Source organism: Klebsiella sp. 10982 (assembly GCF_048589245.1).
Taxonomy (GTDB): Bacteria; Pseudomonadota; Gammaproteobacteria; order Enterobacterales; family Enterobacteriaceae; genus Klebsiella; species Klebsiella quasivariicola.
Window position 1 is genome coordinate 30270 of sequence record NZ_JBMAXV010000032.1, and the last position, 10041, is coordinate 40310.

Below are 10041 nucleotides of genomic sequence, written 5' to 3' on the forward strand. Positions count from 1 at the left end.
TAAATAAAAATCATAGCCTTCGCAAGTTAACGAATTACCTCCCTGCGACGGGACATGACAAGCTGAAAAAAACAACAGAGGAAGCCATCATGTCTCATCCGGTTAGCGAAAAAAGTGCCCTTGTCGTCAGCGCCCACTCGGCCGATTTCGTCTGGCGCGCGGGCGGTGCGATAGCGCTGCATGCCCTGCAGGGCTATCAGGTCCACGTGGTCTGTTTATCCTTTGGCGAGCGCGGCGAGTCCGCCAAACTGTGGCGCAAAGGCAACATGACCGAGGAGGCGGTGAAGCAGGTGCGTCGCGAAGAGGCGCAGGCCGCCGCTGAGATCCTGGGCGCCAGCGTCGAATTTTTTGATATCGGCGACTATCCGCTGCGCGCCGATAAAGAGACGCTATTTCGTCTGGCGGATGTGTATCGCCGCATCCAGCCCCACTTTGTCCTGACGCACTCCCTGCACGATCCCTATAACTACGATCATCCCCTGGCCTCCCATCTGGCGCAGGAAGCGCGGATTATCGCCCAGGCAGAAGGCTATCGCCCAGGCGAGAAAATTGTCGCTGCTCCCCCGGTTTACTGTTTCGAACCGCACCAGCCGGAGCAGTGCAACTGGAAACCCGATGTGTTGCTGGACATCACCGCCGTCTGGGAGAAAAAGTATCAGGCCATTCAGTGCATGCAGGGTCAGGAGCATCTGTGGGAGTACTACACCCGCGTGGCGCTGCAGCGCGGGGTGCAGGCCAAGCGCAATATCGGCATCACGGCCGCGCGCGATATCGTTCACGGCGAAGCCTTCCAGAGCATCTTCCCGCGCGTAACGGAGAACCTGGCATGAACCTGTTAAATAAAAAAGGCCTTGTGATCCGCCATCTGCCGCGCCATGACGAGGCGGTTTTGCGCCGCTGTGAGGCGGCCGGGGTAGCGACGCTCCATGAAGCCTGGGATCGTCAGGGGCTGATGGGGCCGGCAATCCGGCCGATTCAGCAGGGCGTCAGCCGGGCGGGCAACGCGGTAACCGTGCTGGTGACGCCAGGCGACAACTGGATGTTTCATGTCGCGGTCGAGCAGTGCCGCGCCGGCGATATTCTGGTGGTGGCCCCGACCTCGCCGTGCGGCGATGGCTTCTTCGGCGATCTGCTGGCGACGTCTCTGCAATCGCGCGGCGTGGTGGGGCTGGTGGGCGATATCGGCATTCGCGATTCGCAAACGTTGCGGGAGATGGGATTCGCCGTCTGGTCCCGTCAGGTTTATGCCCAGGGAACGGTGAAAGAGAGCCTCGGTTCGGTTAACGTCCCGGTGATTTGCGCAGGCCAGCTTGTGCAGCCGGGCGATGTCGTGGTGGCCGACGACGATGGCGTCGTGGTGCTGCCTCACGCGCAGGTCCGTGATGTGCTTGATAAAGCGGAAGCCCGCATGAGCAATGAGCTTGCGAAGCGTGAGCGGATGCGCCATGGCGAGCTGGGGCTGGATATTTACGCGATGCGCCCGCGTCTGGCGGAAAAGGGACTGCGGTATTACGACCGCGCAGACGAGGTGGAGGAATAAATGGCGCAACGCGGAATCCCCAGTCTATGGATGCGCGGCGGCACCTCGAAGGCAGCCTGTTTTCTGGCTGACGATCTGCCTGCCGATCCGGTGCAACGTGATGCGGTGCTGCTGGCGGTGATGGGCTCGCCTGATCCCCGGCAAATTGACGGGATCGGCGGCGCCGATCCGCTGACCAGTAAAGTGGCGATTATCCGCCGCTCCGCACGGCCTGACGCCGATGTGGACTATCTGTTTGCCCAGGTGAACGTGGCGGCGGCCACCGTGGATTACGGCCAAAACTGCGGCAATATTCTCGCCGCCGTTGGCCCTTTCGCCATCGAGCGCGGGCTGGTTCGCCACGATGCGCCGCTCACGCGGGTGCGTATTTTTATGGAGAACACGGGGCAACTGGCGGTGGCAGAGATCCCCTGTGACGCCGACGGGGTCAACTACGTCGGCGAGAGCCGTATCGATGGCGTGCCGGGCAGCGCCAGCCCGATCCTGCTCCATTTTCTTGATGTCGCCGGCTCCAGCTGCGGGGCGCTGCTGCCGACCGGCCGGGTCCGTGACCGTTTTGACGGCGTTGAGGTGACCTGCATCGATAACGGTATGCCGGTGATCCTGCTGCGCGCTTGCGACCTCGGTTGCACCGGCTATGAGACGCGCGAACAACTGGATAATGACGACGCGCTGAAACGTCGCCTGGAGTCGATTCGCCTGCAGGCCGGGCCGCTGATGCAGCTTGGCGACGTCAGCCAGCGCACGGTGCCCAAGATGACCCTGATCGCCGAGCCGCGACACGGCGGCGCCATCAGCAGCCGCACCTTTATCCCCCACCGCTGCCACGCGTCGATCGGCGTGTTTGGCGCGGTGAGTGTGGCCAGCGCCTGTCTGCTCCCCGGATCCGTCGCGCAGGGCATGGCGCAGGTGACGCCTGGCGCTACGCCGCTGCTCAGCGTTGAGCATCCGACAGGCGAATTTAGCGTGACGCTTCAGCTTGACGCTGACGGTGCCCTGGCAGGCTGCGGCCTGTTACGCACGGCGCGACTGCTGTTTGCTGGCGAGGTTTTTATTCCGGCCCGCGTCTGGCCGCGTGAGGAGTGATGATGACAATCGCGTTTATTGGTTTTGGCGAGGCGGGTGGCATTCTGGCGGCGGATCTGGCCCGTGAGCATACGGTGACCATGTGGGATTGCAAGCTCAATGGCCCGGCGCGAGAGGCGATGGGCAAAAAAGCCCGTGACTCGCGCGTTCAGGTGGGGAATTCGCTGGCGCAGGCGCTGGAGGGGGCTACGCTGGTTTTCTCTACTGTGACCGCGGGTGAGGCGCTAAAGGTGGCGCAGCAGGCTGCGGCGCTGCTGCAGCCGGGGCAATACTTCCTCGATCTCAACTCCGTGGCGCCGGAGACAAAACGGCAGGCCGCCGCTCATTTTCTGCCCGGCGCCTACATTGATGTCGCGGTGATGGCGCCGGTACCGCCCGCCCGATTGCAGACACCGTTATTGATCGGTGGGCCGCAGGCGGAGGCGATCGCGCCGCGTCTGCAGGGGCTGGGGCTGAATGCCCGCTATGGCGCCAGTACGGTGGGCCAGGTGTCGGCGATAAAAATGTGCCGCAGCGTGATGATCAAGGGTCTTGAAGCACTCACCACAGAATGCCTGTTCGCAGCCCGTGAATATGGCGTCGAGGAGGAGGTGCTTAGCTCCTTGCATCATAGTTTCCCCTCTCTGGGCTGGACAGGCGCGTTCCCCGACTATCTGATCAGCCGGGTGGCGGAACATGGCATTCGGCGCAGCGAAGAGATGGAAGAGGTGGTGAAAACCCTGCGTGACGTGGGGAGCGCCGGGATAATGAGCGAGGCGATCGCGAAAAGCCAGCGCCAGCTGCCGGAGCAGATGGCCGCCCGTAGCCTGAGCTACAGGCAGCTGACGCCGTTTGACTGGAAAACGCTGGTCGCCAGGCTGAAATAACCGCTATTTGGCCGGACAGACGATTTTGTCGATTGCGGCCTGGTAGCTTTTTTGGTTATTGCGCTCTTTCGCCAGCGTTGCTTCGCGGACCGCGTTCTTGTTACCGTCGGTCGCCAGCACTTTATTGGCAAAATCGTTATCGCTGAGGTGGCTTGCTGGCGCGCATTTTTCCTTCACCGCTTTGAGCACCTGCTGCTTTTGCTGCTCGAACTGCAGGCTTTGCAGCGGTGATTCGGCCCACGCCGACGTGGCGCTCAGGGCGGTGACCAGGCATACCATCCAACATGCTTTCATCAGGCTTCTCCTTCCGTAATCGCTCTCGTCAACTATATGCGCAGGCGCGAAAACACGCAAATAGCGGACAGTTTAACTTGTTGAAAATGCGCTTTTTCTCGCCTGCTCAGGCGGCTCTCACCCGCCGCCGCGAGTCGATGGCGATCAGCACCACCGACGCGAGGATCAGCAGGGTGCCCAGCCAGTCCGGCAGCGTGAAGGTGATCCCCAGCAGCAGGAGCGACAGCAGGGCGCTGCTCAGCGGTTCGGCGCAGCTGAGGATCCCGGCTTTGGCGCCGCCAATCTTCTGCGCGCCGTTGAGATAGAGGCTGAAGGTCAGCGAGGTACCGATCACCACCAGATAGAAAAAAGCTAACAGCAGGCTGCCGTTAACCACAAAGTTGGTGCCCTGGCCGCCGTAAAACGGCAGCAGCATCGCGCCGCCGAACAGCATGCTCCAGCCGACGATCGGCAGCGTCCCGTAGCGGGCAATCAGCGTCGAGGGATAGGTGGTATAAAAGGCGGCGGCAAACGCCGAGGCGATCCCCCAGAACAGCGCCGCCGGCGAAATCGACAGCGTCGTTGGGTTGCCGTGAGTCACCAGCAGAAAGGTGCCCGCCAGCGAGGTGCAGATAGCCCCCAGCACCAGCGGCGTGGGACGCGCTTTGCGGGCGAGGGCGAACCAGGCGACGATGATCGTCGGCGACAGGAATTGCAGCACCGTGGCCGTGGCGGCATTGGATTTTTCAATGGTCATCAGAAAGGTGAACTGCACGGTTAACGCGCCAAACAGCGAGAAAAACAGCAGACTGAGGGCGTCGCGGCGGTTTTGCAGCACGCGAAAAATGCGGTCGCCGTGAACAAAGCCGAGCATCAGCAGGATCAGCCCGGCGAACAGCAGACGCGTCATGGTCAGAAACGGCGACGACATCTGGCTTTCCTGCATAATAAATTGCGCACACACCCCGGAACTGCCCCACAGCACGGCGGCAATCAGTACGTTCAGCATCCCTTTTTTGCTGGAGCCCATCTTTTCCTCAAGCGAAATATGACAAAGGGGAATCATAGCATGCGCCCGCCCGGACGGCGGGGCAGGAAATGGTAGTCGGGCGCGGCGGCGTAACGATGTTGCAGGCCCGGTAAGGCGAAGCCGCCACCGGGCACTACCCGACAGTCGCGTTCTAGCTTAAATCGATATTTTTACTGCCGAACAGCCAGGTGAGGACAAAGCCGCACAGGTAGGAGACCGCCAGTCCGCCGGCGTAGACCGCCATCCCGGCGTAAATTCCGCTGCCGGAGGTCATCAGCGGCAGCGCCACCAGACCGGACGGGCCGAACACCGTGTTCAGGCCGACCGGCAGCCCCAGCCAGGCGATCAGTCCGACGAAGAACCCGCCGCAGGCACCGCCGAGGCAGGCGGTGACAAACGGCTTCATCCGCGGCAGGGTGACGCCGTAGATCAGCGGCTCGCCAATCCCGAGGAAGCCCGGAATAATCGCCCCTTTAATCTGGGTTCGCAGCAGCGAATCGCGCTTCGCCCGCCAGAACAGCGCCAGCGCCGCCCCCACCTGCCCGGCCCCGGCCATCGCCAGGATCGGGAACAGCGAGTTAAAGCCCTGGGCGTCCACCAGCGCAAAATAGACCGGCACAAACCCCTGATGCACACCAAACATCACCGCCAGCAGGAACAGGCCGGCCAGCACCGCCGAGCCAAACGGGTTGCCGTTAAGATGCAGGAACAGCCATGACATGCCGGTAAACAACCAGCCGCCAATCGGCATGATCACCGTAAAGGTCACTGCGCCCATGATCAGCAGGGTCACCGCCGAAGTCAGGATCATATCGAGGTTGGCGGGCATCACTCGCCGCACCTGACGCTCAACCCACGCCCCAAGGATAGCGGCGATCAGTACGCCGATGATATTGCCGCGCGGGTCAATGCCGTGGCCGAAGAAGGTGGAAATGCCGGCGTAGAAGCCGCTGGTTGCCTCCGGGTTGTAGCCCAGCACGAACAGCGAGGCGATAATCGCGCCGTTCACGCCGGAGCCGCCGAAGGCTTTCTGCGCGTTATAGCCAATCAGGATACTCAGGAAGGTAAACATCCCTTTGCTGAAGACCTTCATATAGCCAATCAGCGCCACCAGGCTGGCGTTCGGATGGGCGTTCTCCAGCACGAAGACCTGTTCCGCCAGGGTAGCAAAGCCCAGCAGCAGCCCGACGGCAATAAAGCCGGGGATCAGCGGCGTAAAGATGGTGGCGAATTTAGCGAGAAATTTCTGCACCGCGCTGGTCTGCCTGCCCTTCAGCGCCTGCTTTTTCTCTGCTGCGATGTCGGCCAGCGACGGCGCGGCGGGCGCCTCTTCCAGCAGGCCGTTCATCATTTCCGCGGCGGTCTGCGCCTTGCCGGGGCCGAGCACCACCTGGAACTGCTCATCGCTGACGATCACCCCCATCACGCCGTCAATCTGGCGGATGGCGGCGCTGTTGGCCAGGCTTTCATCGCGCAGGGTCAAGCGCAGGCGCGTCATGCAGTTGCCTGCCTGCGCGACGTTTGCGGCGCCGCCCACGTGGGCGAGGATCCGCGCTATCATCTCTTTCGTTATTTTTGCCATTGCCCGTTACCTGTCTGTCGGCGCTCAGGTGTTGCTGAGCGCCTTGCGGATATAGCCGTTGTTTTTCGCCAGCAGCGACTGCGCCTCTGCGGCGCTTAAGTCCGCCAGCACCATCACGATCGCCGTTTTACAGTGGCGGCCGCAGGCCTCCAGCGCCTTCTGGGCGGTGGCGCGATCGCAGTCGGTGGCCTCCATCACGATAGAGACCTGGCGCTCAATCAGCTTGGCGTTGGTCGCTTCCACATCCACCATCAGGTTGCTGTACACCTTGCCGACGCGGATCATCGCCCCGGTGGAGATCATGTTCAGCACCAGCTTCTGCGCGGTACCGGCTTTCAGACGGGTAGAGCCGGTGACCACTTCCGGGCCGACCACTGGGGTGATCGCCACGTCCGCCAGCTGGGCCATTTCACCATGCGGGTTACAGCTGACGATGGCGACAAAGGCATTCTGACGATGGGCGTATTCCATGGCGCCAATGACGTACGGCGTGCGTCCGCTGGCCGCCAGCCCCACCAGCACATCGCGCTGGCTGAAGTTCAGGTTCTGCAGATCCATCGCCCCCTGCGCTTTGTTGTCTTCCACGTTTTCCACGGCGCTGAGAATCGCTTTATGTCCGCCGGCGATGATCCCCACCACCTGCTCCGGGCGGGTGCCGAAGGTTGGCGGGCATTCGCTGGCATCGAGGATCCCCAGACGCCCTGAGGTACCCGCGCCGATATAAATCAAGCGGCCACCGGCCTGCAGCGCCGTCGCGACCTTATCCACCACCTCGGCAATCTGCGGCAGATAGGGCGTAATCGCCTGGGCTACCTGCTGGTCTTCCTGGTTTATCACCGTCAGCATGTCGAGGGTGGAGAGGGTGTCAATGTTGGCGCTGTTGGCGTTGCGTCGCTCGGTCAGCAGTTTGCTCAGGTCGATACTCATAGAAACCTCGTTATTCTCAGTGGCGCGCAGTATAAGGAATTATTTATTCCTTGCCTGTGAAGAGTATCACGATTAGTACGCGGAGAATAATAGGAGAATGGTAGGTATGGCGGGAAATAGTGCGGTAATAAATCTGGAATATTTTATTACCGCACCTGGCGTTTAGCGCGCGCTGCGCGGCTTGCTGAGGCCCAGCAGCAGCGCCAGCAGATAGCAAATGGCCATCGCGAGGCTCATTTTCAGCATCGTTTCACCACCGAGGCCCGCCAGCGGCGCGGCGATGCCGCCGAAGACAAACATCAGGGTGCCCATCAGTGCGGACGCGGTCCCGGACTGCGCGGCGTCGACGGCGCTCATCGCCTCCGCGCCGGCGACGGTGCTGATGCCGCTCATCAGCGACACGGTAAAGAACAGGCCGACCAGGGCCAGCACCGGCAGCTGCAGCCAGGCAAACAGCAGCATGACCGCCGCACAGCTCACCGCCAGCGTCAGGCCGCCGCGCAGCAGGGCGTCGGCGCTAAAGCGACGCGCCAGACGGGAAAAGGTCATCGCGGCGATGATCAGCCCGATACCGTTCAGACCGAACAGCAGACTGAACTGCATGGCGCTCATGCCGTATTCGCTCTGCATCACGAAGGAAGAGGAGCCGATGTAGGAGAACAGCCCGGCCATCATAAACGCCTGAATCAGGCAGAAGCGCAAAAAGCGGCGATTTTTCAGCACCGGCTGGCCGGGTTGCTGGCGGGCAGTATGCGTTGCTGCGGCCGGGCGCGTTTCCCGCAGGATCGCCAGGCTCATCACCAGCAGCACGCCGCCGATGGCGGCCATTGTCCAGAAGAGAATTCGCCAGTCGAAGGCGGTGATAACGTAGCCGCCCAGCACCGGGGACAGCACCGGCGCAATGCCGTTCACGGTCATCAGCAGGGCGAAAAACTGGGTCAGCAGGGTGCCCTGGTATTTATCGCGGGCAATGGACCGCGACAGCACCGAGCCGCCAGCGCCCGCAAAGCCTTGTAAAAAACGCCAGACAATCAGTATGTTGATATCGCGGGTCAGGGCGCACATCGCCGAAGAAAAGATAAACAGCAGCAGCGACAGCACCAGCGGTTTCAGGCGGCCAATGCGGTCGCTCAGCGGGCCGAAAAACAGCTGACCCAGGCCGAGGCCAATCAGCGCGGCGGTCAGCGACAGCTGGGTCTGGGTGCTGGTGGCCTGCAGCTGCTGAGTAATTTCCGGCAGCGCCGGCAGATAAAAATCCGTGCACAGCGGGCCGATACCCGACAGCAGACCGAGGATCAGCGCCCAGGAGAGGGAAACACGTGCCATAACAATTCCTTGTAGAGGCCGGGCGCGGCCGCCCGGCGGGTAAGTTTAACTGGCGCCGCCGCCCAGCGATTGCCAGAGGGTGATCCGGTTATTGAGGTCGGTTTGCTGCAGGGACAGCAGCGTCGTTTTCGCCGACCACAGCGTGCGCTGGGCGGTGAGCACCGACAGATAATCACCGACCCCGGCCTGATAGCTTTTCATGGCGATATCCAGCGATGCCTGTTCGGCGGCGACGTACTGCCGCTGGGCATCAAGCTCTTCGCTCAGCGTTTCCCGGCGCGCCAGCGCATCGGCAACATCCTTAAACGCGCTCTGAATCGATTTCTCGTAGGTGGCGATCAGCCCCTTTTTCTCCGCTTCCGCATAGCGCAGCTGCGCCAGGTTGCTGCCGCCGGTGAACAGCGGCAGGCTGATGGACGGGGCGAACGACCACACCTGCATCCCGTGGCTGAACAGCGACGACAGCGAGTCGCTGCCGACCCCGGCGCTGGCGGTCAGGGAAATCGACGGGAAGAAGTTCGCCCGCGCCGCGCCGATATCGGCATTGGCGCTCTTCAGATTGTGCTCCGCTTCCTGAATGTCCGGCCGACGCAGCAGCACCGACGATGACACGCCCGCCGGCACCAGCGCAATACTGTTATCCCCCAGGCTCTCGAGGGTGCCGGGCAGCAGGCTCTCCGGCACGGTGTCCCCCGCCAGCAGGTTAATGGCGTTTTTATCCTGCGCCACCAGCGTGCGGTAGCTGGCGACGCTGGCGCGGGCCTGCTGATAGACGCTTTCCGCCGAGCTTAAGTCGCCGGCGGAGGCGGTACCCACCGCCATCTGGCGGGCGACGATGTTGCGCGAGTTTGCTGCGCTGTCCATGGTCTGCTGCGCCAGCGCCAGATTGCTGTTATCCGTCGCCAGCGTCACCCAGGCGGTGGTCAAATCGGCAATCATCGTCAGCCGGGTATTCTGCGCGGTGAATTCGCTGGCAAGCCAGGTTTCGCGCGCCGCGCGCGACAGGCTCTGGTTCTTGCCGAACAAGTCCAGTTCGAAGCTGGAGACCGCGCCGTCGGCCTGCGAGGCGGAGCTCAGGCCGCTGGCTACCGTTTTGCTGCGGGTGTGGCTCAGTTCGGCATCAACGGTGGGAAACAGCGACGCCCGCGTCTCGCCGTACTGGGCGCGCGCGGCCTCGATATCGGCCAGCGCTTTTTGCACATCGCGGTTGCTGTTTAGCGCGATGCTGACCACTTTTTTCAGCCGCGCGTCATTGACCACTTTCTGCCAGTCGCCGACCACCGCCGTCGATTCGCCGTGCGCCCCGGGCAGGGTGGCCGGCACCGGCGCGGCCGGGCGATCATAATGCGGGTCAAGCGAGACGCAGCCCGCGGTCAGGAGCGCGATAAACACTACACTCAAACGAAACATA

Annotated in this window: 10 protein-coding genes; 4 read left to right on the top strand and 6 right to left on the bottom strand. The window is 62.3% G+C overall.

Annotated elements, in window-relative coordinates; all coding sequences use genetic code 11:
* Nucleotides 1-89: 89 nt before the first annotated feature.
* From galB to ACKLKD_RS20655, 4 genes are read left to right on the top strand one after another with little or no spacing between them, the layout of a single operon-like run.
* Nucleotides 90-830 carry a 4-oxalmesaconate hydratase gene (gene galB, locus ACKLKD_RS20640; RefSeq protein ID WP_008806774.1) on the top strand — a complete coding sequence of 247 codons (741 nt, stop codon included), beginning with the start codon at nucleotides 90-92 and terminating at the stop codon, nucleotides 828-830.
* Nucleotides 827-1540, top strand: a complete 714-nt coding sequence (locus ACKLKD_RS20645; protein WP_008806775.1) for a 4-carboxy-4-hydroxy-2-oxoadipate aldolase/oxaloacetate decarboxylase — start codon at nucleotides 827-829, stop codon at nucleotides 1538-1540. Before galB ends, ACKLKD_RS20645 begins: the two co-directional genes overlap by 4 nt.
* Nucleotides 1541-2626 carry a 4-oxalomesaconate tautomerase gene (locus ACKLKD_RS20650; protein ID WP_080897989.1) on the top strand — a complete coding sequence of 362 codons (1086 nt, stop codon included), beginning with the start codon at nucleotides 1541-1543 and terminating at the stop codon, nucleotides 2624-2626. It begins immediately after the preceding gene.
* 2 nt (nucleotides 2627-2628) lie between these two features.
* A complete protein-coding gene (locus ACKLKD_RS20655) occupies nucleotides 2629-3492 on the top strand; it encodes an NAD(P)-dependent oxidoreductase (protein ID WP_080897988.1) in 864 nt (287 codons plus the stop codon).
* 3 nt (nucleotides 3493-3495) lie between these two features.
* On the opposite strand, the gene ACKLKD_RS20660 is transcribed toward ACKLKD_RS20655, so the two are convergent.
* The 6 genes from ACKLKD_RS20660 to eefC all read right to left on the bottom strand — a co-directional run bounded on the left by ACKLKD_RS20660 (nucleotide 3496) and on the right by eefC (nucleotide 10040).
* A complete protein-coding gene (locus tag ACKLKD_RS20660) occupies nucleotides 3496-3786 on the bottom strand; it encodes a YicS family protein (protein WP_002923120.1) in 291 nt (96 codons plus the stop codon).
* 106 nt (nucleotides 3787-3892) lie between these two features.
* Nucleotides 3893-4795, bottom strand: coding sequence for a DMT family transporter (locus tag ACKLKD_RS20665; protein ID WP_080897987.1), 903 nt, complete (start codon nucleotides 4793-4795; stop codon nucleotides 3893-3895).
* Between the two features lie 151 nt (nucleotides 4796-4946).
* Nucleotides 4947-6377, bottom strand: coding sequence for a PTS N-acetylmuramic acid transporter subunit IIBC (murP, locus tag ACKLKD_RS20670; RefSeq protein WP_080897986.1), 1431 nt, complete (start codon nucleotides 6375-6377; stop codon nucleotides 4947-4949).
* Between the two features lie 24 nt (nucleotides 6378-6401).
* Nucleotides 6402-7304: an N-acetylmuramic acid 6-phosphate etherase gene (gene murQ / locus ACKLKD_RS20675; protein ID WP_025713765.1), complete on the bottom strand. Its 903-nt coding sequence runs from the start codon at nucleotides 7302-7304 to the stop codon at nucleotides 6402-6404.
* A gap of 162 nt (nucleotides 7305-7466) precedes the next feature.
* A complete protein-coding gene (locus ACKLKD_RS20680; RefSeq protein WP_025713766.1) occupies nucleotides 7467-8630 on the bottom strand; it encodes a multidrug effflux MFS transporter in 1164 nt (387 codons plus the stop codon).
* Nucleotides 8631-8675: 45 nt separating this feature from the next.
* A complete protein-coding gene (gene eefC, locus ACKLKD_RS20685) occupies nucleotides 8676-10040 on the bottom strand; it encodes a multidrug efflux RND transporter outer membrane subunit EefC (protein WP_025713767.1) in 1365 nt (454 codons plus the stop codon).
* Nucleotide 10041: the final 1 nt, after the last annotated feature.